This window comes from Candidatus Manganitrophus morganii, from assembly GCA_021651055.1.
Lineage (GTDB): Bacteria > Nitrospirota > Nitrospiria > SBBL01 > Manganitrophaceae > Manganitrophus > Manganitrophus morganii.
On the sequence record JAJHOH010000001.1, the window covers coordinates 2,393,242 to 2,416,497 of the forward strand.

A 23,256-nucleotide genomic window follows, 5' to 3' on the forward strand; every position below is an offset into this window, starting at 1 on the left:
ATGGGGTTCGAATACCGAAAATGTAACATGTCGTCCGGCTTTGTCAAGAAAGCTGGCCCTACGTAGAAGAGAGGCGGGGGAACTATTTTTCAGCTTGAAAATCGGAGCGGCTTTATGGAATAATCCCCGGGAAAATCAGTTTGAGTTTTAGCGTATGACCCCGCAGCGAAGAAAACTCGTTTTGACCCTGTTCACCACGGCCTGCGTCTTCGGCTTAATGGTGGCGATCTTCCTCGGCTACCAGCTTTTTCAGAGTCGCATGAAGATCTTCTGGCTCTTCAGCGCCTATATCTCCGCACTGACCGGCGTCGTCATCTTCTTCGGTTTCCGGTTGATCAAAGGGAGCGCCCCGGAAGGGGAATGATCGTTTTTCGATCGGTGGACGGTCGGCGGATCGACCTGTTTTAAGAGAGGCGATGGCCCGTTTTCTCATTCGTCGGCTCCTCTGGTCGGGGCCGGTCCTTCTCGGCGTCTTGACGCTGGTCTTCTTTCTGATCCACCTCATCCCGGGGGATCCGATCGATGTGATGCTCGGAGAGCGGGCGGCGGAGGCCGACCGCGCCGCCCTTCGGGAGGCGCTTCACCTCGATGATCCGATCCTGACCCAATACGGGCGATTTCTCGCCGGGGTCGCCCGGGGCGATTTAGGCCGGTCGCTCACCTCCCAGCGGCCGGTCGCCGGCCTGATCCTGGCGCGCTACCCCGCCACCCTCCAGCTTGCCGCCGCGGCGCTGCTCCTCTCCCTTTCGATCGCGCTGCCGCTCGGCATCCTCTCCGCCGTTCGCCCCCGCACCGCCGTCGATGCCGGGGGGCTTCTTTTCTCTCTCTTCGGCGTCTCGATGCCGACTTTTTGGCTCGGTCCCCTTCTGATCATTCTTTTTTCACTGAAGCTCGATTGGCTTCCCGTTTCCGGCCGCCACGGGATCGCCTCTCTTGTCCTTCCGGCATTGACGCTCGGCCTTGGGATGTCGGCGATCCTCGTTCGGATGACCCGCTCCTCGCTATTGGAGATCTTCCCGAAGGAGTTTGTCCTGACCGCGCGGGCGAAGGGGCTCCCGGAGCGGCGGGTGATTTTAAGACATGCCCTTCGAAACGCATTGGTCCCGCTGTTGACCGTCGTCGGTCTTCAGATCGGTGCGCTGCTGACCGGATCGATCATCACCGAAACGATCTTCTCCTGGCCCGGTCTGGGACGGCTCACGATCCAGGCGATCCAAAGCCGGGATTACCCGCTCGTCCAAGGGTGCATCCTCGCCATCGCGTTAACGTACCTTTTGGTGAACCTGCTGATCGATCTCCTCTACGCGGCGGTCGACCCGAGGGTGCAGTATGAATAGAGACAAACGGATCACCCTCGGCCTGATTCTCCTGGCGTTCTTCCTAATCGCCGCCCTCTTTGCGCCGATTCTGGCGCCGTACGATCCCTTCGATCAACAGTTGAAAGAGGGGCTCGCGCCTCCTTCCACCGAGCACCCGCTCGGTCAGGATAAGCTGGGGCGGGATCTGCTCAGCCGGATTCTCTACGGCGCGCAGATTTCCCTTTGGGTCGGCGTGGCGACGGTGACGATCTCTCTTACGATCGGCTGTCTGGTGGGGGCGATGGCCGGCTTCTTCGGCGGGTGGATTGATGAGCTCTTCATGCGGCTGGTCGATGTCTTTCTCGCCTTTCCGGGGATTCTTTTGGCGATCGCCCTGGCGGCGGTTCTGGGACCGAGTCTTCGGAACGTGATCATCGCTTTGTCGGTGATGGGATGGGTTGGCTACGCCCGGCTGGTCCGGGGGCAGATCTTGGTGGTCCGGGAGCTGGACTATGTGGCGGCGGCGCAGGCGCTCGGGGCGGGACCGTTTCGGATGATCACCCGCCATCTCTTTCCGAATATCGCGGCGCCGATCATCGTTGAAGCGACGTTCGGGATTGCCGGGGCGATCGTAACCGAGGCGAGCCTTTCGTTTTTAGGGCTCGGCGTCACCCCGCCGACGCCGAGCTGGGGGGCGATGTTGAGCGACGGCCGCTCTTTTCTCCTGCTTGCCCCGCATCTCACCGCCGTTCCGGGGCTGGCGATCATGTCGGTCGTGATGGCGCTGAACCTGTTGGGGGACGGCTTGCGTGATCGGATGGATGTCAAAAGCCGATAAGGGAGGGGATGACGGATCGCGCCCGCCCGGAGGGCGCCATCAATGGCGCCCCTGCAAAAGATCAAATACCGTTATATGACGTCGATCGATTCGGCGGTTTGACTTTCATGATCCGCGAGGGATCTTACCCGAACCTTGTCTCCTGGCCGCAATTCGCTGAAGGTCGCCGGCCGGCCCTGGATCATAATCTCGGTTCGCGCGGTGATCTTGATCTCGATGGACCGGCTGAAGATTCCAGGGACAATGCGGATTCGCTTGGTTGCGGGATCGATCTTGACGATCTTCCCCCGTTCTTCCTTTAGCTCTTTCCGCCTTGGCAACTTCGCCACCGACGGCTCTGTCTCTTCGACCGGGAACCCGGTCGCCGGGAAAAAGGGGAGGATCGTCATCATCGCGAGCATCACCGCAATGTAGAACAAACGGAGGGCCATCGTCTTTCCTCAGGTGAGGCTGTTTAGTGTGATTGTAGCGAAACCAAGGGGGGTAATCAAGCGCCGTCGATTCGACCAGAACAGTCGTTGGGGTGAAAGAGAGATGGCGCTTGGAGTCGCGGATTCAAAAAAATGGCCGGGGCGTTCACGCCCCGGCCATTTTGAAAGCCCGCTTCTAGCCGGTCACCTCGATATACTCTGCAACCCGCTCTTCACGCTCATTCTCGGCATATCTGACCGTGACTTCATCTCCCTCCCGAAGCCCCTGGAGGTTCCCCGATTGTCCTTTGATAACGATTTTGGTCTGATCGGTGACCATCAGATCTTTCTCCGCACCGAGAATTCCCGGCTCGATCCGGATGATCTTTTTCTGCGGATCGACGGCAACGATCTTACCATTGACCGCTTCCAGCGTTTGTTCCTCTACGGTATTGGCTGCTTGAACGATACCGGTTGAGGAAATCCCGAGGATCGGGAAGAAAGAGAAAAACGCCAACATCCCGGAGAGTAGCGTAATGTAAAGTTTCTTCGAAGTCATGTTGCACCTCCTTGTTTATAGATTAATTGTATAAAAAAGGAGGTGCCTCGATCAAGATCACGCCATTTCAAGAAGCACCAGACGATTGCCGTCCGGATCATGTAGCAAGGCGAAATCGGCGCCGCCGGGGGCCGTCTCGATCTTACTGCAGGGGACCCGTTTTCGTTTGAGGTCGGCCACCACCTTCTTGATGTCTTTGACCCGGAGCATGATCCCCCAGCCGCCGTCGGCCATTCGCTTGGCCGCTTTCGGCTTCTTTCCCTTCTCATCTTCGATCGAATGGAGGCCGAGGACCGTCCCTCCCGGCAGGGTCAATTCGACATAGTAGGGGCGATTGATCGACGGTTTCAGACCGAGTTTTGTGTAGAAGGCGACCGATTTCTTCATGTCGCGGACACCCGCCATGACCCAGGAGTCGGAAATAATTTTTGGCATTTTTATCGTTCCCTTATCTTAAGAAGGTTACCATCCCTTGAGGACTTTTCGAAGTTTCTCCACATCTTGCTCATCGCACCAGACATACGCCGAGTAGCGCTCTTCGAACCCCATTGCGTCGACGGCGTGAAGATTGATCCCCTCCTGGGCGATCCGGTCGAGGGTGTCGGCGAGCGCCCCGGCCCGGTCTTCCCCCGTCAGGTGAAAACAGCTCCCCTCGCGGATGCTCCAGCCGGCCTCTCTCGCCACCTTTTTGAAGGCGTGCGGGTCGCGCGGGATGGCGATGATCTCGGCATTGCCGCGGCCGGTCCCGAAGCTCCAGACCCCCGCCAGATTGATCTCATGCTCCGACATCGCTTTTGAAAAGCGTGCGAGCTGGCCGGGACGATCTTCCGTTGCAATCAAAAAATAGGTTGCCCGTGTGATATCCATTTTGGACTCCCGTCGGTGGTTGAGTGAGGCGATCGATTGATCCAGACCGCAATCGGATGAAAAGCCGTCGATAAGATAGCGAAATTTCGCGAAAAAGGCAAGGTGAGAAAGAGGAATGTCAAGTCAAACTTAAAAGGCCGCCGTTCCCCTTCCTTGAAACGCTTCGATTCAAACCTCTATAATTTTAAAGAGGGGGGTGCATTCATTTCGTGGAGCATTGATGATGCAAAACAGAATCGGCTGGAGATTGGGGTTGGGGGCGGAGGTTCAGGAGGCCGGGGTTTCGTTTCGCGTATGGGCTCCCAAACACCGACGCATGGAGGTGGTCATCGAGGGGAGCGATGGAAAGACATTTCCGTTGGAGGCGGAAGAAGGGGGCTATTTTTCGGGGACCGTTCCAGGCATTGGCGCCGGCGCGCGTTACCGTTACCGGTTTGAGGATGGGACGCGCTGTCCCGACCCTTGTTCCCGTTTTCAGCCGGAGGGGCCGCACGGGCCGTCGATGGTCGTCGATCCGGGAGAATATCGGTGGGGGAATACGGCGTGGCCCGGCGCGCGCCTTCCCGGCCAGGTGATCTATGAGCTGCATATCGGCGCCTTTACCCCGGAGGGGACCTTTGATGCGGCGGCGCGGGAAATCGAAGAACTCCGGCGGATCGGAATTACGATGATTGAGCTGATGCCGGTGGCCGAGTTCCCCGGCCGCTGGAATTGGGGGTACGATGGGGTCGCTCTCTACGCGCCGTCTCATGTATACGGCGATCCGGAAGGGCTGAAGCGCTTCGTCGATGCCGCCCATCAACACGGGATCGCGGTGATTCTCGACGTCGTCTACAACCATGTGGGGCCCGACGGGAATTATTTCAAAGCCTTCAGCGACGACTATTTTACCGACCGCTACAAAAACGAATGGGGCGAGCCGATCAACTTCGACGGGCCCGGCTCAAAAGAGGTCCGGGAATTTTTCATCCGGAACGCCTGCTACTGGGTCGCCGAATTCCATCTCGACGGCCTGCGGCTCGATGCAACGCAGCAGATCTTCGACGCCGGCCCGGTTCATCTCCTGGCGGAGCTGTCGCGCCGCGCCCGCGAGGCCGCCCGGCCGCGGGAGATCGTATTGATCGGGGAGAACGAGTCGCAGCAGGTGATCGCGCTGGCGCCGGTGGAAAAAGGGGGGCACGGCCTCGACGCCCTCTGGAACGACGATTTTCACCATTCGGCGCTGGTCGCCCTGACCGGCCGTCGGGACGGTTATTTCACCGACTATCGCGGAGAGGCGCAGGAATTCATCTCCGCCGTGAAGCGGGGTTTCCTCTATCAGGGACAACACTACCTTTGGCAGAAGAAGCCGAGGGGGTCGCAGGTGACGGCGGAGCCGGCCGCCGCCTTTGTCCACTACATTCAGAATCACGATCAGGTGGCGAATCATCTCCGTGGGGAGCGGCTCCACGTGTTGACGAATCCGGCGCGGGTCCGGGCGATGACCGCCCTTCTTCTCCTCGCCCCCGAGACGCCGTTGCTTTTCATGGGGCAGGAGTTCGGCGCGTCGAGTCCGTTTCTCTTCTTCGCCGATCACAACCATGCGCTCGCGCCGGAGGTTCACAAAGGACGAAAGGCATTTCTCGCGCAATTTCCAAGTTACGCGACGCCGGAGGCGCAGCGGGAGATTCCCGACCCGCGGTGCGATTCCACCTTTCTGCAATCGAAGCTCGACTTCTCCGAGCGGGAGAAACATGCCGGGATCTACCGGCTCCATCAGGACCTTCTCACATTCCGCCGGGAAGATCCGATTCTTGCTTTGCAGTCGCGGGAGGGGATCGACGGCGCGGTCCTGGGACCGCGGGCCTTCGCCCTGCGGTTTTTCGGAAAGGAGGGGGACGACCGTTTATTGGTCGTTAATCTCGGGCCGGACCTCGATCTGCGGCCGGCCCCGGAGCCGCTCCTGGCGCCGGTGAAGGGGGGCGCGTGGCGGCTGGTCTGGTCGAGCGACGATCCGCGCTACGGCGGCCCGGGGGCGGTTCACCCCTGCGGCCCGGACGGCTGGCAACTCCCCGGCGGATCGGCGGTTTTTCTCTCGGCGGTTCCCGCCTAACCGAGCTTCCAGCGCAATTCGCTTCAGAGGGCGATCCATGAACGAACCGATTCTGACCTTCCCCTGGAACCGAGCGCAAGATCCGGAGTTTCTCCGGACGCGCGAATGGCTGGTGACTAACGGGCTCGGCGGGTATGCTTCAGGCACCCTCCTCGGCATACCGGCCCGCCGTTACCACGCCCATTTCACGCCGAACCTCCCGCGGCGGGGGAGGACCGTCCTCCTTCCCCGGCTCGATGAGGAGATCGTCTTTTCCGACCGGACCCTCTTGTTCGGGGGGGCGGAGCGGGCCGATGAAACGCTGGAAGGAGAGAGCCATCGCTATCTCAAAGCGTTCCGGCTGGAGTGGATGGTTCCGACCTGGCGGTTCGATCTCGGCGACGGCTTTCTCGAAAAACGAATCATCATGCCGTACAGCCAAAACACCGTCTATGTCGTCTACCGTCTGGAAGGAACGAAGCCAGTCCGGATGAACCTCCGCCCGTATGTCACCTTTCGCGGCCATGACGGCCCGCTGCGGGACGATCTGAAGTGGCCGATCCCAGTGCGGGTCTTTCAGGGCTGCTGCGAATTTAATTTGGTGGAAGAGGCGCCGAGCTTGAAGCTCTGTCTTCGGCCGAGCGGGCGGGCGTTCACTTTCGAAGAGAAAAACAGCGGGCCGCTCCTCTATCGGGTGGAACGGGACCGGGGGCACGATCATCAGGCGGAGCTTCATAGCCCCGGTTATTTTACCGTGGAGCTCTTTCCGGGAGAGCCGGTGGCGCTGGTCGCCAGCACCGAGCCGTGGGAGCTGCTCGATCTTCCGCCCGCCGCCGTCTTCGAAGCGGAACGGCGCCGTCACGAGAAGCTCCTGGCGCTGGCGCCCTCGGCGGCGCGCAGCGGGCTGACGGCGCAGCTCGCTCTTGCAGCCGATCAATTCATCGTCCTTCCGGGAAGCCGGCTGGAAGAGCATGCCTTGGCGCGCGCCTCGGGAGATCAGGTGCGGACCGTCATCGCGGGGTATCACTGGTTTACCGATTGGGGGCGGGATACGATGATCAGCCTGGAGGGGCTGACCCTCTGCACCGGGCGTTACCGGGAGGCGGGGGCGATCCTCCGGACCTTCTCGCATTATCTGAAAGACGGCCTGCTGCCGAATCTCTTTCCGGAAGGGGCGCGGACCGCCCTCTATCATACCGTCGATGCCACCTTCTGGTACTTTCACGCCATCGACCGTTACCTGCGGGTGACCGGGGATCAGGAAACATTGCGCGCCCTCTTCCCAGATCTCCAGTCGGTCATCACGCACCATCTTAAGGGGACCCGCTTCGGGATCGGGGTCGATCCGAGCGACGGGTTGGTCCGGGAGGGGGCGCCGGGACTCCAGCTCACCTGGATGGATGCCAAAGTCGGCGATTGGGTCGTCACGCCGCGGCGCGGCAAGCCGGTCGAAATCGAGGCGCTCTGGTACAATGCACTGCGGCTGATGGCCCTTTGGGCGAGCGAGATGGGGGAGCCGCCGCAGGAGTATAACGATTTGGCCGATCGGGTCTATCAATCGTTCAACGCCCGGTTTTGGTATGAGCCGGGCCGGTACCTCTATGATGTCATCGACGGGGAAAACGGGGATGATTTTAGCCTTCGTCCGAACCAGATCTTTGCGATCTCGCTCCGTTTCCCGGTTCTAGAACAAGGACGATGGCAGCCGGTGATCGATATCGTCACCGAGCGGCTCCTCACCCCGGTCGGCCTGCGGACCCTCGATCCGGCCCACAAAGATTACCAGCCCCGCTACTTCGGCGATCTCCGTGCGCGGGACGCCGCCTATCACCAGGGAACGGTCTGGGCCTGGCTGATCGGCCCCTTCTTTGACGCCTGGCGGAAGGTGTATGGAGAAGGGCCGCGGGCGGAGGCGCTGCTGAAGGCGTTCGAGGCTCACCTCTACGACAACGGGGTCGGCACAATCAGCGAGATCTTCGACGCCGAGCCCCCCCACACCGGCCGCGGCTGCATCGCCCAGGCCTGGAGTGTGGCCGAGGTGCTCCGCGCCATGATGGAGAGCAAGACGCCGACCGGCCTTCCGCCGCCGAAAGAGTCATAGAGCCGTCCCGCCGGGACGTCTCTACAGTGTCATCCGAATCGCCCTATAAGTCCGCCCGTTTGAACAACACCAACGCCCGTCCCGGAAGGGAAAAAGATTCGCCGCTTTTAAAACGCTCCGGCTCCCGATCGGGGGCGGCGGTGTCGATGCAGATCTCCCAGAGCTGGGGGGCCGGCTCTTTCGGAAGAGTAAATTCAATCGGCTCGTGATGGGCGTTCATCAAAATGAGAAAGGCGTCGTCGCGGATCGGATCGCCATGCCGGTCGGTTTCATCCAGCTCTTCCCCGATCAGACGAAGTCCCAAGACCTTTACGAAAAAGGTATTCCATTCGGTTTCGGTCATTTCTTCTCCGTCGGGCCGGTACCAGGAGATGTCTTTGACGCCGGCGCCGTGGATCTTCCGCCCGGAGAAATATTTCCTCCGCCGGAAGATCGGGTGCTCATGGCGAAGGCGGATCAGCTTCTTCGTGAATACCAGGAGGTCGCGCTGGCGGCCGCTCCACTCCCAATGGTGCCAGGAGAGGGGGTTGTCCTGGCAGTAGGTGTTGTTGTTCCCCTGTTGGGTCCGGCTCACCTCGTCCCCCCCGAGGAGCATCGGGACCCCCTGGGAGAGGAAGAGGGTCGCCAGAAAGTTCCGCTTCTGCTGCTCCCGCAGCGCAACAACCCCCGGATCGTCGGTCGGCCCCTCCGCCCCGCAATTCCAACTGTCGTTTTCGTTGATCCCGTCCCGGTTCTCCTCTCCGTTGGCGATGTTGTGTTTCTCGTTGTAGCTGACCAGGTCGTTTAACGTGAAGCCGTCGTGCGCGGTGATGAAATTGATGCTGGCATACGGCCGCCGCCCGTTGTGTTGATAGAGATCGCCCGATCCGGCGAGCCGCCATCCCATTTCGGTGATGAGGCTGTCGTCGCCCCGCCAGTAGCGCCGGACGGCGTCGCGGTACTTCCCGTTCCACTCGGTCCAGAGGACCGGGAAGTTGCCGACCTGGTAGCCCCCCTCGCCGACGTCCCACGGCTCGGCGATCAGCTTGACCTGGGAGAGGACCGGGTCTTGATGGATGATGTCGAAGAAGGCGGCGAGCCGATCGACGTCGTGCAGCTCCCGCGCGAGCGTAGAGGCGAGATCGAAACGGAAGCCGTCGACATGCATCTCGTTGACGAAGTAGCGGAGCGAGTCCATGATCAGCTGCAACGTCCGGGGGTGATTCATGTTCATGCTGTTTCCGGTCCCGGTGTAGTCCATGTAGTAGCGCGGCTGGTCGGGAACGGTTTTATAGTAGGCGAGGTTGTCGATGCCGCGGAAGGAGAGGGTCGGGCCGAGATGGTTTCCCTCCGCGGTGTGATTGTAGACGACATCGAGGATCACTTCGATTCCGGCGGCATGAAGGGCTTTTACCATCCGCTTGAATTCTCCGACCTGGCTCCCGCGCTCGTTCGAGGCGGCGTAGCGGACGTCGGGGGCGAAGAAGCCGATGCTGTTGTATCCCCAGTAATTCGAGAGCCCTTTTTCGATCAGATACATATCATCGACATGATGATGGACCGGCAACAGCTCCACCGCCGTGATCCCGAGCTCTTTGAGATAACGGATCGCCGGTTCCGAGGCGAGCCCGGCATAGGTTCCCCGAATCCGCTCGTCGATTTCCGGATGCTGCGCCGTGAACCCTTTGACGTGGACTTCGTAGATAATCGTTTTATGCCACGGGGTCCGAAGCAGGCGGTCGTCGCCCCAATCAAAAGTGGTGTCGATCACGACACTTTTCGGGACGGAAGCCCCGTCGTTCCGATCGTCTTTTTTCAGATCTTGGTCGGGGTTCCCCAACGGATAGGGGAAGAGGAGATCGCTCCATTGAATGTTCCCGGAAATCGCCTTGGCGTAAGGATCGATCAGGAGCTTGGCCGGATTGAATCGGTGTCCCTGTTCCGGCTGGTAGGGTCCATAGACGCGGTATCCGTAAAGCTGTCCCGGGCCGATGCCGGGGAGATAGCCGTGCCAGACCTGATCGGTCTGCTCGCGCAGGCGGATCACGGCGGCGGCTTTCTTCGCGTAGACTTCGTCATACAGGATGAGCTCGACGGCGGTGGCGTTTTCGGAGAAAAGGGCGAAGTTGGTCCCTTCGCCGTCCCAGGTGGCCCCCAGGGGGTAGGGGTGGCCCGGGCAGAGTTTGATTTTCATGGCTGGAATCCTCACGCTGATCAATATCTGATTATGATTATAACGGCTTCGTTCGAGCCGATGCAAAGGGGGGAGGAAGAGAGGGAGAGAAACGTGCTTGCTTTTTGATGCCGTTTCATGCAGCATCGGATTCATGAAATTGACTTCGGTGGAATATATCAAAGGGTGTGTCGCGATCGAGGATTGTCCCAAGGAGCCGCTTCCGGAGATCGCTTTCGTCGGGCGATCGAATGTCGGGAAGTCGTCCTTGATCAATTCTCTGTTGGGGCGGAAGATCGCCTATGTCTCCTCCACGCCGGGGAAGACGCAGCTGATTCATTTTTTCAAGATCAACCGGAATTTTTTTCTCGTCGATCTTCCCGGCTACGGCTACGCCAAGGCGCCGTTGTCGGTGCGGATGCAGTGGGGGCCGATGATCGAGACCTATCTGACGAAGCGGAAGCAGCTGAAGGGGATCGTCCTCTTGATCGACCTCCGCCACCCGACCGTCTTCCTCGATCAGGAGATGAAGAAGTGGCTCGACCACTTTCAGGTGCCGACCCTTTATGCGGCGACGAAGGCCGACAAGATCGGGCGGAATCAGAGAAAGGAGCAGATCGAGGCGGTGAAGGCTTCATTCGGGATTTCCGACGTCATCGTGACCTCGGCGGAAAGTAAAGAAGGGAAGGATCTTCTTTGGAAAGAGGTGGAGCGGGTGGTGTTAGGACAGGGAGAACATTGATTTTGGGAGGACTTTCCTAAATCACGACATCCTCAGACCCATCAAGTGGGTGGTCACCGCGGCCTGACCACTTTCTTAATCTCTGAAAAGTCACCCTCCGTCGGCATGACGAACAAACAGCGTCCGCCGCTCCGCGCCGCCCACACCGCTCCGACGGCACGTTTTTCTTCGGAATCGGCCGTATCGTAGAGATGTTTCCCTTTGTATTCTACCGCGAGGACGCGGCCGTCGATCAATTGGCAGAGAAAGTCCGGATAAAACCAGTCCTTTGAGGTCAGCAGGCGAAACGATGCGGCTTTTCGAGGAAGGTTTCGCACCCAGAATTTTATTTCCGGAAGTTGTTCTATGAACTGCGCGCATCGGAACTCCTCCGTCGACTCGCCGGCCGTTGTCTTTTCGCTCAGTTCACCAGGTTTCAGCCCGAAATAGTGCTTCTTGAATTGAAAGCCCCCTTCGTAGAGCCAACTCGGTTCATAGATCATTGTCTTGAAATTGAGCGCGCGATTGTCGCCGACAGTCAATGGAGATTCGGGCAGCAAGAACAACTGAAACGCGCTCTTCTTCTCGGCTTCCCGATAGTGCTGAATGCGGGCTTCGATTTCGTCGCGCAGGCGAAAGCGATCGAGCGCAAGCGCGCTCACGTCGTCCACGCCAAACTTAGCCATGAGGCCGCGGAGGGCCTTCCTCAAAAATTCCGCCGATTCGCCCATCGGAATGTCTTTGTGATCGATGTGGCTGTCGAGCCATCCAACCAGCCCTTCGATCGTCCAGTCGCCGGCGTCTCCGAGCGCAAACACCTGTTGGTGGAGCGTCGATACGAAATCGGTTTCGCTTTCTGATGCGATGCTCGTCTGCACCTCCCCTTTTTGGCCGACATCGACAACCCCGCCTTCCCCGGCCGGGCGATGCAGGGGGTGATAGCCGACAGGGAGCGAGGCATCCTTCTCACTGAGCTTCCACGAATGCTCCAGCAGAAACGTGCTCTCGAACTCGAACAGCCTCCCGTTCTCGCTGACGCAAAGGAGCGGCACGATGAAGTCGATCTGCCGTTCATAGGGCGACGGCGCGCGTGTTTCCCCGCTTCCGCCGAACGCCTTCTCCGCCTCGCGCACCAGCGTCACGATCTCACGGACTTTGTTCTTGGCTTCGGGCGTCTTCATGCAACTGGCGAGCTTTTCCTCCTCGTCCTGATCGAGCGGCACCAGCACCGTAACTTCGCCTTTTACGGCATCGACCCTCGCCTTCCCATCCAACGCTTCCACCTGCGCCTGCGCCACGGCTGCGTCGATCTCCGCCGGCGAGACCTGTACCGTCTTTGGATAGGCCCCAAGCGGCAGGGTGCCTTGGGCAACGGGGATGATGATCCGCTCCGCCTCGGCCGCGGTGAAGCCGTTGCTCTCCAACGCATCGCGCAACTCGGCAAGCACCTCCACAATCGAATCGGACACAGAGAAGGCATAAGCGCAGTTGAGGTCGGGGTGGCGCTTTTCCTGCGCCTCCGGAAGGCGAAGAATGCGCCCGACGATCTGCTCAATCGCTCTGGCCGAGCGTGTTTCTTTGAGGCTGCACAGAACGTAAGCAAACGGGCAATCCCATCCCTCGCGGAGTTTTTGCACCGTGATGATGACGCGCACCGGGCACTTCGGCGATTTGATCTCATCGGCCGCCGGAAGTTCGTCGAGCGTACCGACGGAGATCTTCACCCGATCTTTTTCAACGCCGAACTCGCTCACCAATCGATCCCGCAGCGGCTCGCACATATCTACACGTTCCGCTTGAATGAGGAGAATCGGCCGTAGGTACTCGCCCGTCATTTGCGCTTCGGCCACTGCCAATCTCTCCAGATCATTGCGAAGGGTGATCGCCTCCGCCAGGAGTTGATCGCGCTGGCTCGGATGTCGAGTGATGACCCGCAGAGGAAGTTTCACCATCTTACCCGCCTTCAACTCCGCCGCCGAGACGTGGTGCAGCACGTTCGACGGGCTGGGTCCCTCCCGAGCGGGGGTTGCGGTAAACTCGACGATGCACGATGGAAGCACGTTGCCGAGCGTGGAGAAAGAAAGCGGGGTGCGCGCATTGTGCGCCTCGTCTACGATGATGATCGGCCGGCGCAGCCGCAGCATGTTCACCAGCGACGGTTTCGGTTTTCCGTCCGCGCCGGGAAACAGGTCGGCCAGCCTGTCGGCGGGCAGATTCAGCAGATGCTCCGAGAACGCGCCGTTCTGGTCGTAGACCTTCCGCCCCGTGGTGTCTTCGACACGGAAGGATTGAATCGTCGCGACGATGACGACCGTCTGTCCCTCTATGGTCGCGCGCGAGAGGTGCAGCGCTTCCTGAATCTTGACGACTTCCACCGGGCCGCAGGCCAACTCCAGCGCGCGGCGGTAGGGGTGGCGCGGGTCGCGCAACGCGTCGGCGGTTTGATCGAGAATCGTGTTGCTCGGCACCAGCCAGAGGATGACGGCTCGGTCGGCGTGCATCAACTCGCGCATCGCGAGCCCTGTCGCATAACAGGCCAGCAATGTTTTCCCCCCGCCCGTCGGCACCCGCAGGCAGACGTAAGGCATTCCCGGCAGAAGACCGGACGCCTGGACCGGAATGTAAGGCGCCGGCGGCCGGCCGTTACGAGCCTGCACCGCCTGGAACGCCGCTTCGGGCCGTCCTTCCTTCGCGCATTGCCGGAAGAAATCCCGAAGGGAGTCGAGGACGCGCTCTTGATACTCTTTCAAGGCGATCATGGGTCATCCTTACGAAAGCCGAGGCGCCGCTTCGGCGGGTCGGGCGGCGGCTGCAAGAGCGGTTGGAGCTTGTGCCAGATCGTGCCGAGGGCATGGTCATGCTCCAGAAGGGTCTTGTCGATTTCCGCCAGCCGCTTGAGAATGGCGGCGTTGGCCGCAATTTGCTCCCGCAGCCGCACGAAAGCGCGCACCACAAAGATGCTCATCTCGACCGCCCGTTTGCTGCGAAGGATGTTCGCCGCCATCAGCGCGCCATGTTCGGTGAAGGCCCAGGGGCGATAAGCCGCGCCACGATGGAGGCTGGAACTCATCGCAATTTGCGATGAGTTCGGAATATCCCCTTGTGAATCTGCAGGTTCCGAACTTGAGATCACAATTTGCGACCTCAAGTTGGCATACTCGGCCTTTGTGAGTTGGAAGGCAAAATCATCCGGGAATCGTTTCCTATTACGTTTAAAAGCTTCGTTAAAACGATACGTCGGCAGGTCATAGAGCCGCGCCAGGTCGGCGTCTAAAATCACCCGCTGTCCGCGGATCGTTAAGATCAGCGGCTCCAGCAGGTCGTTCGTTGGATTCTGTTTTTTTCTGGGCATGAGGTTCAACTCACTTTGATCTCGTAAGGCGTCTGGCGGATGATGATCCGCTCCGCCTGCAACCGGTCGCGGCCGAGCAGGCAGCCGGCGCAGTAGATGACTTTCTGCCCGTCGAACGGCGGAAGCTGCGCGAGGACCGCGCGCGTGAGGACGTTGCCGCCGTTGGCGCTCTGGTCGCCGAGGATGCCGTTGTAGAGCAGGTAAATTCCGACGCCTCGACACGCGCCGAGGAAGGGCGATTTGTTGACGCGCTCTCGCGGCAGCGGCTCGCCCGTCTCGCTGAAGTAGACGTGCCGCGCAAGGTCGGCAAAGCCGACCGTCTCACGAATTTTCCCGTTCTCGTCGAACAACGGCTCGCCTAACTCGCAGTAGCGGAACCCGCCGCCAAGCCCCTCCACGCGCTCGCCTTTTGCATTGGTGTATCCCTCTGTCACACGACGTACACGTTCGGCAGTAACTTCGCTTGCAATCTTCTTTTCCATCTCCACGAGAATGAAGCGGCGTGGGCCCTCATTTAGTGCCAAATGATTAAGGCTCAGGACAGCATGGCCAGTTGTTCCTGATCCAGCAAATGAATCTAGAACAAGGTCGCCTGGATTAGTAGCCAGTTCAATGATTCTACGGATGAGGCGCGATGTTTTTGGGGTTGTAAATGGACAATCAGGCAGAACTTCAAGCAGCTCTGACCGTGCTTCCTGTGTGTGGCCAGTGTCATCATAATGGAAGAACGATCTAGGCACAACATCGCCCATTTCATGTAGGAACCGCTTTAGCCGCGGCATTCTTGCTGTACCGCCCGCACCCCACCAAACTAAGCCACTCAATTCATTCTCTCTATGCCGTGCCGCATCATATTTCCAAACGGCGGTCTTTTTGGGCCAAATAACTTTTCCCGTGTTGGGATTCGTTATACCGTGATAGAGGTTAGGGCGTTCATCGGCGGATTTGTTGCACGTATAAGTGACAGAATTCCAGGGACCTCTTGGATCGTTATCGGGATTTCTGTAGTTTTCCAGTTGTTTCTCGGTACGTGTTAGTTTTTGTGGTCGCCATAGGTCTTTATGTTTCGCGTAAATGACTATGAATTCATGGTCACTGCTGAAGTATTTCGCATCATTCGCAGGAGAAACGCGCTTTATCCAAACGCCTTGAAGCACGCGGTTCTGAATCCCAAAAATCTCATCACAAATCTGGATAAGGTTTGGACTCTCGTTATCATCAATGCTGATGAAGATTGCTCCATCTTCACAAAGGAACTGCCGGAGCAGAGCAAGCCGCGGATACATCATGCAGAGCCAACGGTCGTGCCGGTCGAGCGTTTCACCTTCTTTTCCGACGGTTCTCCCAAGCCATTCGCGGATGACCGGGCTGTTCACATTGTCGTTATAGACCCAGCCCTCGTTCCCCGTGTTGTAAGGAGGATCGATGTAGATGCACTTGACCTGTCCGGCATAGTAGGGGAGAAGCGCCTTGAGCGCGACGAGGTTGTCTCCTTGAACGATGAGATTGCCGTCGCCCGGCTTGCCGCAGGCGAGGTCGGGAACGTCTTTGAGCAGATGAAAGGGAACGTGCCGGTGGTGATTCACCACCGCCTCTTTCCCGATCCAATTTAATGTCGGCATGGCTTCCTTATATGCCCGCCGGATCGATTCGTGGGGCTTGAATCAGGCGGGACATGATTTGTATAGCCCCTCGTTTCTGGTAAGTCAATAGATTATTTCGGGATAGAGATTTGACGGGCGAAAGATTACTTCGAAGGGTTTACCGGCACTGCCGACATTCCAATTTATCGACCCCGACGTTTCGAATGCCCCCGCTCGCCATCAGGTTGTCGGCGTCCGGTTCGTGGTTTCCATGGTCGAGGAGGACGTGGCCGATTTCGTGGGCGAAGGAATCGGTCCGGGCGTTGTTGCCGATCACGACCACCTGATCGCCATGCTGCGCCGGCCAAAAAGCTTGGGCGACCTTCGGTCCGGAGAAGCCGGGGACGTAATAGGTATGGATCGCGCCGGCGCCCCCCGGTTTGTGGCCGGTCATCTCGGTCTCCTCTGTGGTCAGCGGGCGGACGGTGCCGGAGGGGGCGTTCAGAATGCCGGTCGGGGCGTCCCGGTCCAAGACATCGGTTGCCCACGATTCGCCGCCGACCATGTTGATGTTGATCGAGCACTGATGCCAAATGGCGTTGGCGCGGGCGATGTCGGCGGAGGCGTCGCGGGTGGCGCCGGGGAGCTCGACGACGTAGACATCGATCGTGGTCTCCGGGACGCTGGTTTCGCAAACCGGCTGCCGCTGGACAACGCCAGGCTCCGAGGCGGTGTTTTGCTGTATGACATGTGTTAGCTCATGGGCGAGCAGCCGGCGGCCCGCTTCCGTTCCGGGAGCATACTCCCGCGAACCGAAGACGATGTCGCGACCGAGCGTGAAGGCGCGGGCATTTAGCGACGCGGCAGACTGAGCGGCAGTGGCGTCGGTGTGAACGCGGACCGCGCTGAAGTTGTGACCGAATCGGGGTTCAAAAAAGGTCCGAACAGAATCGGGAAGGGGGTGTCCGGCGGAGAGAGACCCGAGGCCCGTTTGTGTTCGGGGGGCTTGGTCCTGTTTCAGACCGGAAGGCGACGCCGGTGTCCGGAGGATTTCTTCTGCAACGCGATCGGCGTCCCGCTCCGACCGATCCTCCGGTGTGCTTACCCTGATGCCGGCGGGGAGGGGGGCCGTCTGAGCGTGAGCGCGGAAGAGCCGTTGCACGGCCCGGTTTCCCGCGGTCCGTTGTAAATTGACAATCGGGTTGATCGGATGACGGGAGGCGGAGGAAGGTTTTCGGGATTTCGCGGCCGGATCGGTTTTATTCGTTTGGTTTTGTTTGCAGGTGTATCTATCCATCGGCGTCCATTCTCACTGAAAGGGGAACGGGATAGACGTTCCGAAGAAATTTGGTCCTTTCCGTCTTGTATAACCGATTTTCGTGGTGCAGATCAATCCCGAGGGTCGGGTCCCGTCGATCCGTTCTTATCTCCGCGGATGATCGGCGTAATCGTCGAAGTTGTATCCGGCTCTCGTAAGAACGCGGCGGAGAACCTCGAAGACGTTAGGATCGCTCTTGTGAGGCATCGCCGAGACGTCCGGCGCGCTTCGGACTTTTTGCAGGAGATCATCAAGGTGCTCCCCCGCGAGCTGCTCGCAGATCTCATACAAGCCTCCCGGTGATTCTTCGATGACGTTGTGATCGGCTAAAATCGCCCGGATCGCGGCGATGATCTGAGGAGAGGGATGCGGGACCAGGAGGGTGGCGAGGGCGCCGTGGTCGAGTCGAAGCTTTTCCGCCGTCGGAAGCGGCGCGCCGCCGCGCGCTTGCTGCGCGGCCGGAAAGAGAATCTTTTCCTCCATGCCGATATGTTTGAGAAGACCTCGGCGGAATGCCTCGTACGAAGCGGGCTCCACTTGGACCGGGTCGGCGGCCGCGCGATTCAGCAGGTCTTCCAGCCGCCGGTGGTCATCGATGAAGAATCGGTAAAGGGGTCCCGTCATTTTTCATCTCTCCGTGTCAGCGAGAATGTGAAAAGGGGGCGCTTACTTCACCTCTACAAACGACCGGCCCCAGAGTTCATCGACCCACTTTTGCCGAAGGGCCGTCCGCTTCTCGTTGAGGAGTTTTTCCTCGATCTCTTTTTTGACCTTCTCAAAGGACTGTTTCTGTAAATCCGAGGGGACCTGCACTTTGAAGAGGTGAAAGCCGAGGCCGGTTTGAATGACGGGGCTGACGTCGCCGTCCTTCAGGCTGAAGATGACCCGATCGATTTCCGGGGTCAAATCGCCCTTCTTAAACGCGCCAAGATCGCCGCCGGCGCGCCGCTCGGAGCCGTCGCTGTATTTTTCGACGAGCTGAATGAACTCCTCCCCCTTCCGCGCTTCGGCCAGGACTTGCTCCGCTCTCTGCCGCTTCCGCTCGATCACCTCTGTCGAAGCCCCTTCCGGAATGCGGATCAGGATCTGTTTCAGGCGGATCTGCTCGGGAAGCTGGAACGCTTCGGGATGCGCGTCGTAGTAGGCGCGAACTTCGGTGTCGGTGATCAGGAGATTGGAATCGATCGCGCGATTCATCAGTTTGAGAACAGTCAATTGGTTTCGAAGGTCGTCGACGTATTTCTCCCACGGCACGTTTTCTTGCGTGACCGCCTGTTTGAGCGCTTCCCGGCTCGGGAAGCGGTTCCGCTCTTCGATGTCCTTCAAGGCAAGATCCAACTCGGCGTCGCTGACGCGAATCCCGCTCTTTTTCGCCTCCTGTTGAAAGAGCTTCTGCTCGATCATTTGATTTAGCAGGTCGCGCTGCAAGTTCGAATTAGGGTTCCCCGGCTCCCCGGTGGGGCTCAGCGCGGCGGGATCGGCCAACCGGGCCTTTTTAAGCGCTTGGGCCGCCTCATCGAGCTCGCTCTGCGTGATGACCTCCCGGTTCACCACCGCCACGATCCGGTCGATGATCGCCCCCCCCCAGGCGAGGTTCGCCGAGGCGAGCACGATCGCCGCCGCGATCCAACTATAGCGCTTTGTGAAGGAGCTCTTCATTGATTTTAACCTCCGTTTTACGGCGAATGTTTTCAAACCAGCGGGAGAAGAGGACCTCCCGTTTCTCCTCCAAAAGGGTCTGGTAGATGCGCTCTTTGACCTCGTCGAACGAAAGGGTCCGGGCGGGCCGGCGGTCTTCCACCTTGACGAGATGATACCCGAAAGGGGTTTTGATCGCCCCGCTGACCGATCCGATCTCGGCCGTGAAGAGAGGCTCGAACTCCACCGGCAATTCCATGGTGGCGCGATAACCCAAGTCGCCGTCTTTTCCGAATTCGAGCGTCTGGGCATGCGTCTGTGCCGCTTCGACAAAATCGGCCCCCTCGGCCAGCGACTGGCGTATCGCTTCGGCCTCCGTCTCGGTCTCCACCAGAATCTGGCGCAGCTTGATCTGTTCCGGCACGCTCCATTCCTCCAGATTGCTGTTGTAATACTGGAGAAGCTCCTCTTCCGGAAGGGAGATTTGATCGCCGACCAATTGGTTCAGCAATTTCTCGATCAGCAACATCTCCCGCGCCGAGGCCTCCCAGTCCTCCTTGGTCAGTTTTTGCTCGGAAAGATAACGAAGGAACGCCTCTTCCTCCATTCCCTCGCGAATCTCCGACAGCCGATCCTGCATCTCTCCTTCGGTTAATTTTATTTGAAGCCGCCGCGCCTCCTGAAGGAGCATCTTCCGCTCGATGAGCTGCTCCAGAAGCCGCCGGGCGAGCTCTTCTTTTTCCTCCGGGGTCGCTTCGATCGTTTGGGATCCTTTGTCTTCGGTTTCGGAGAGTGCGGTTTGCAGCTCCTGCACGGTAATCGGCTCATCGTTGACCAGCGCCACCGTGGCGGTCATCGGGGAAGGTTTCTGCTGCCAGCAGCCGGCAAGGAGAAACCAGAGGACAAAGGTCAAGGCCGGTCGGGTCGGCGGGGTCATTCCTTCCCTTTCTGCAGGGTGGAGAGGCAATGGGCGACGTCGAGAAAAAGATCTTCCCACCCGCGATTTTTGATCCGGATTTCAAACGAGAAGTGAGAGGTAAAGTGAATCCGGTCTTTAAAGGTGTTCAGAAGCCGGAGGAGGTCGTTCTCCGTCACCTGCGCCGACTCATCGAAGACAAACGAGAGGACCCGCTCTTTTTCGTCGATCTTCAAGATCCGAAGTTTTCTCGCCATCACCTTCAGTTGAAGGACCTGCAGCAGGCGGCCCACCGGCTCCGGCAGGGGGCCGTAGCGGTCTTCCAGCTCGGCCCGGATCGCATCGATCTCCAGGGTCTCTTCACAGCCCGAGAGGCGCTTGTAGATCGAGAGGCGTTGATAGGTGTCGGGAATGTACGGATCGGGGATGAAAGCGGAGATCTGGAACTGAAGCGACGGCTCGATCTCCTTCGCCACCGGCGTTCCCCGCAGCTGGCGCACCGCATCATCGATCATCTTGAGATAAAGCTCAAACCCGACCGCCGCGATCTGTCCCGACTGCTCCTGGCCGAGAAGATTTCCCGACCCGCGGATCTCGAGATCGCGCGCCGCGATCCGGAACCCCGACCCCAATTCGGTAAACTCCTGGATCGCCTGAAGTCGCTGTCGGGCCTCCTCCGTCAGGATGCGTCCTTCCCGGACCAAGAGGTAAGCATAGGCCTGCTCGCCGGAGCGGCCGACCCGGCCCCGAAGCTGGTAGAGCTCGGCGAGGCCGAACCGGTCGGCGTCGTTGATGATCATCGTATTCGCCGACGGGATGTCGATCCCCGATTCGATGATCGTCGTCGTCAAGAGGAGATTATATTCCTTCGCCTGGAATTTGAGCATCACCTCTTCAAGGACATGCTCCCGCATCTGGCCGTGGGCGACGCCGATCCGCGCCTCCGGCACCAGCTCGGTGAGAAATTTCCCGATCTGCTCGATATTGTGGACCCGGTTGTGGACAAAGAAGACCTGTCCTCCCCGGACCAGCTCGCGGAAGATCGCCTCCCGGATGATCGTCGGATCAAACGGGGAGAGGATTGTCCGGATCGCCAGCCGGTCGGCGGGAGCGGTTTCAATGACAGAGAGATCGCGGACCTGCGCCAGCGCCATCTGAAGCGTGCGGGGAATCGGCGTGGCGGTCAGTGTCAGAACGTCGATCTGTTTTCGTAGCTGTTTGAGCTTCTCTTTGTGGCGGACGCCGAAGCGGTGCTCCTCGTCGATCACCACCAGGCCGAGATCGCGGAACTGAATGTCTTTCTGAAGGAGCCGGTGAGTGCCGATGAGAATATCGACCGCGCCGGTTTTCAGATCTTCGAGGATCGCCTTCTGCTCCTTGCGGGAGCGGAAGCGGCTTAAGACCTCGACCCGGACCGGGAAGGGGGCGAAGCGCTTCGAGAACGTCTGGTAGTGCTGCTGGGCGAGCAGGGTGGTCGGCACCACGACGGCGACCTGTTTGTTGTCCATGACCGCCTCGAACGCCGCCCGCATCGCGACCTCCGTCTTGCCGTAGCCGACGTCGCCGCAGACGAGCCGGTCCATCGGCTTCGGCCGCTCCATATCGGCCAGAACCTCCTCGATCGCCCGGAGCTGATCGGGGGTCTCCTCATATTCGAAGGCTGCCGCGAATTCTTCTGAGAGGGAAGGGGGGGTGGCGAAGGGATGGCCCTGGACCACCTCTCGCTCGGCGTAGAGTTGGAGGAGGTCTTCCGCCATCCGCTGGACGTCCCCCTGGACTTTCGATTTTGTCTTGGCCCATTGCGTCCCGCCGAGAGAATCGACCCGCGGCGGATGCCCCTCCAGGCCGACGTAGCGCTGCACCAGGTGAAGCGAGTTGAGGGGGACATAGACCTTGTCCTTCCCCGAATATTCGAGGACGAGGAAATCGGAGTCGTACGCCGGCGCGCGCTCTTGCTGACGGATCGAGAGCCGCTTGAGGCCGATGTACCGGCCGATCCCGTGGTCGAGGTGGACGACATAATCGAGCGGTTTCAAATCTTCGAACGAGGAGAGGAAGCCGGCCCGGGCTTCCTTTGCCTTGCCGTCGCGTGTTGTGGCGCGCCGGCGGGTCTGCGTCGCCGCACCGGATCGACCGGTCAGCGCCTCTTCAGTCAAGAAAGCGATCTTGGTTTCAGGGATGGAGAAGCCTTCCGTCACCGTGCCGATCGTCAGATAAATCGGGGTTGGGAAAGCGGCCGCGGGTCCCTGCTCCGGGTCCCACATCGTCCAGGGGAGATCGTGGTCTGAGAAGAGGTGTTTGAAGCGGGCAAGCTGCGTCTCATTCCGAACCGTGACCAGGACGAGGTGATCGCGGCGAAGGATGTCGAGCGTGCTGACGACCTCGGAGAAAGGTTGTCCGGGACGGCCCAAGCCGAGCGAGGGGAGAGAGCGGATATCAAAGGCAAACCGCTTGGCGCCCCGCTCCGGCCGAAGTGAAAGTGATTCCAGATCAACGGTCGTTCGGCCCGATCCTGCATCGGCCAGAAAGGCGAGGGGGAGGTAGAGTTCATCCACCTTCGGATATTTCGGATTCCGGCGGGCGGCGAAGAGCGATCCCTCTTCGACCTCTTCCACGAAGCGCTTTCCCTTCTGAATGACCTCGTCGGGCTCATCCATCACCAGCAGCGTGTGAGGGGAGAGATACTCCGTCAGTGAAATCCGGTAAAAGTTCGGATCGAAGAGATTCTCACGGCCGAGAATGACCTCCACCGAGTCGGCCGGTCCGATTGACTTCTGTGTTTCGGGGTCGAAGGTCCGGATCGACTCGATCTGATCGCCGAAGAACTCGATTCGGATCGGCCGCGGCGACGTCGGCGGGGAGAGATCGACGATCCCACCGCGAAAGGCCAGCTCGCCCGGCTGCGTGACACTGCCGACCACCTCATATCCTCCCTGATAGAGTCGTTCGATGAGCGCTTCTTTCGAGAGGCTTTCGCCGACCTGGAGGGTAAAAGTCCGCTCCTGAAGGAACGGTTTGGAAACGACCTTCTGAAGGAAGGCCTCGATCGAGGTGACGAGGGAGGCGCCCGGATTTTGGGTCAGCCGGTGAAGGGTCGCCAGCCGCTGCGCGATCCAATCGGGCCTCGGCGTCGACGGTTCATACGGAAGAATATCCCAGGGGGGGAAAAAAAGAAGCTCCGGGGAGGGATGCTCGGCGGTGGCGTCGAGCTCCAGAAAATACCGAAGCTCCCGGTAGAAACGATCCGCCTGAGCATACGACGGAGCGACGACGCAAAAGGGTCGCCCTTCCCGGGCGAGGCGGGACAAAAAAAAGGCCTCTGAAGATCCCCAAAGGCCGCTCGTTTTTATTTTCCGCTCTCCCTCGGTAATCGCCTCAAACAGAGGCGAAAAGAGGGAGGATTGTAGTTGGTAGATCATATTTCCGTACTAT

Annotated in this window: 19 protein-coding genes; 6 read left to right on the plus strand and 13 right to left on the minus strand. The window is 59.6% G+C overall.

All coding sequences use genetic code 11. The features are described from left to right. Nucleotides 1–154 precede the first annotated feature (154 nt). The 3 genes from MCM46_11035 to MCM46_11045 are packed head-to-tail and all read left to right on the plus strand — an operon-like array spanning nucleotide 155 to nucleotide 2,136. The gene (locus MCM46_11035; protein ID MCG3112341.1) at nucleotides 155–364 is read left to right on the plus strand and encodes a hypothetical protein; all 210 of its coding nucleotides are present in this window, start codon (nucleotides 155–157) and stop codon (nucleotides 362–364) included. Nucleotides 365–416: 52 nt separating this feature from the next. Further along, on the plus strand, nucleotides 417–1,337 hold the full coding sequence (locus tag MCM46_11040; protein MCG3112342.1) for an ABC transporter permease: 921 nt from the start codon (nucleotides 417–419) through the stop codon (nucleotides 1,335–1,337). Further along, on the plus strand, nucleotides 1,330–2,136 hold the full coding sequence (locus tag MCM46_11045) for an ABC transporter permease (protein ID MCG3112343.1): 807 nt from the start codon (nucleotides 1,330–1,332) through the stop codon (nucleotides 2,134–2,136). Before MCM46_11040 ends, MCM46_11045 begins: the two co-directional genes overlap by 8 nt. A gap of 71 nt (nucleotides 2,137–2,207) precedes the next feature. Here the strand turns inward: MCM46_11045 and MCM46_11050 are convergent, their stop codons facing one another. The 4 genes from MCM46_11050 to MCM46_11065 all read right to left on the minus strand — a co-directional run bounded on the left by MCM46_11050 (nucleotide 2,208) and on the right by MCM46_11065 (nucleotide 3,972). Further along, nucleotides 2,208–2,567: a hypothetical protein gene (locus MCM46_11050; GenBank protein ID MCG3112344.1), complete on the minus strand. Its 360-nt coding sequence runs from the start codon at nucleotides 2,565–2,567 to the stop codon at nucleotides 2,208–2,210. 175 nt (nucleotides 2,568–2,742) lie between these two features. Beyond that, a complete protein-coding gene (locus MCM46_11055) occupies nucleotides 2,743–3,105 on the minus strand; it encodes a hypothetical protein (protein MCG3112345.1) in 363 nt (120 codons plus the stop codon). A gap of 57 nt (nucleotides 3,106–3,162) precedes the next feature. Beyond that, nucleotides 3,163–3,540 (minus strand): VOC family protein, encoded by a 378-nt coding sequence (locus MCM46_11060; protein ID MCG3112346.1) that lies wholly within the window; start codon nucleotides 3,538–3,540, stop codon nucleotides 3,163–3,165. A gap of 27 nt (nucleotides 3,541–3,567) precedes the next feature. Next, nucleotides 3,568–3,972, minus strand: coding sequence for a hypothetical protein (locus tag MCM46_11065; GenBank protein ID MCG3112347.1), 405 nt, complete (start codon nucleotides 3,970–3,972; stop codon nucleotides 3,568–3,570). Nucleotides 3,973–4,192: 220 nt separating this feature from the next. Here MCM46_11065 and treZ point away from each other — a divergent pair, with 220 nt between their 5' ends. Together treZ and MCM46_11075 are read left to right on the plus strand one after the other, a co-directional pair. Beyond that, nucleotides 4,193–6,064 carry a malto-oligosyltrehalose trehalohydrolase gene (treZ, locus tag MCM46_11070; protein MCG3112348.1) on the plus strand — a complete coding sequence of 624 codons (1,872 nt, stop codon included), beginning with the start codon at nucleotides 4,193–4,195 and terminating at the stop codon, nucleotides 6,062–6,064. A 37-nt stretch (nucleotides 6,065–6,101) separates the two neighbouring features. Beyond that, nucleotides 6,102–8,144, plus strand: coding sequence for an amylo-alpha-1,6-glucosidase (locus tag MCM46_11075; GenBank protein MCG3112349.1), 2,043 nt, complete (start codon nucleotides 6,102–6,104; stop codon nucleotides 8,142–8,144). Between the two features lie 43 nt (nucleotides 8,145–8,187). Here MCM46_11075 and glgX read toward each other — a convergent pair whose 3' ends face one another. After that, nucleotides 8,188–10,317 (minus strand): glycogen debranching protein GlgX, encoded by a 2,130-nt coding sequence (gene glgX / locus MCM46_11080; protein MCG3112350.1) that lies wholly within the window; start codon nucleotides 10,315–10,317, stop codon nucleotides 8,188–8,190. Between the two features lie 133 nt (nucleotides 10,318–10,450). Here glgX and yihA point away from each other — a divergent pair, with 133 nt between their 5' ends. Next, nucleotides 10,451–11,038 carry a ribosome biogenesis GTP-binding protein YihA/YsxC gene (gene yihA / locus MCM46_11085; protein MCG3112351.1) on the plus strand — a complete coding sequence of 196 codons (588 nt, stop codon included), beginning with the start codon at nucleotides 10,451–10,453 and terminating at the stop codon, nucleotides 11,036–11,038. Nucleotides 11,039–11,091: 53 nt separating this feature from the next. Here yihA and MCM46_11090 read toward each other — a convergent pair whose 3' ends face one another. The 8 genes from MCM46_11090 to mfd form a co-directional block, all read right to left on the minus strand. Further along, nucleotides 11,092–13,776: a DEAD/DEAH box helicase family protein gene (locus MCM46_11090; protein MCG3112352.1), complete on the minus strand. Its 2,685-nt coding sequence runs from the start codon at nucleotides 13,774–13,776 to the stop codon at nucleotides 11,092–11,094. Continuing rightward, a complete protein-coding gene (locus MCM46_11095) occupies nucleotides 13,773–14,369 on the minus strand; it encodes an ORF6N domain-containing protein (GenBank protein MCG3112353.1) in 597 nt (198 codons plus the stop codon). The genes MCM46_11090 and MCM46_11095 overlap by 4 nt, the downstream gene beginning before the upstream one ends. A gap of 5 nt (nucleotides 14,370–14,374) precedes the next feature. Continuing rightward, nucleotides 14,375–15,991, minus strand: a complete 1,617-nt coding sequence (locus MCM46_11100; protein ID MCG3112354.1) for a site-specific DNA-methyltransferase — start codon at nucleotides 15,989–15,991, stop codon at nucleotides 14,375–14,377. A gap of 139 nt (nucleotides 15,992–16,130) precedes the next feature. Further along, the gene (locus tag MCM46_11105; protein ID MCG3112355.1) at nucleotides 16,131–17,249 is read right to left on the minus strand and encodes a DUF4157 domain-containing protein; all 1,119 of its coding nucleotides are present in this window, start codon (nucleotides 17,247–17,249) and stop codon (nucleotides 16,131–16,133) included. A 126-nt stretch (nucleotides 17,250–17,375) separates the two neighbouring features. Then, nucleotides 17,376–17,894, minus strand: coding sequence for a hemerythrin domain-containing protein (locus tag MCM46_11110; protein ID MCG3112356.1), 519 nt, complete (start codon nucleotides 17,892–17,894; stop codon nucleotides 17,376–17,378). A 42-nt stretch (nucleotides 17,895–17,936) separates the two neighbouring features. Further along, nucleotides 17,937–18,929, minus strand: a complete 993-nt coding sequence (locus MCM46_11115) for a peptidyl-prolyl cis-trans isomerase SurA (protein MCG3112357.1) — start codon at nucleotides 18,927–18,929, stop codon at nucleotides 17,937–17,939. Then, the gene (locus MCM46_11120; protein MCG3112358.1) at nucleotides 18,901–19,845 is read right to left on the minus strand and encodes a SurA N-terminal domain-containing protein; all 945 of its coding nucleotides are present in this window, start codon (nucleotides 19,843–19,845) and stop codon (nucleotides 18,901–18,903) included. The genes MCM46_11115 and MCM46_11120 overlap by 29 nt, the downstream gene beginning before the upstream one ends. Next, nucleotides 19,842–23,243: a transcription-repair coupling factor gene (gene mfd / locus MCM46_11125; GenBank protein MCG3112359.1), complete on the minus strand. Its 3,402-nt coding sequence runs from the start codon at nucleotides 23,241–23,243 to the stop codon at nucleotides 19,842–19,844. Before mfd ends, MCM46_11120 begins: the two co-directional genes overlap by 4 nt. Between the last annotated feature and the right edge of the window lie 13 nt (nucleotides 23,244–23,256).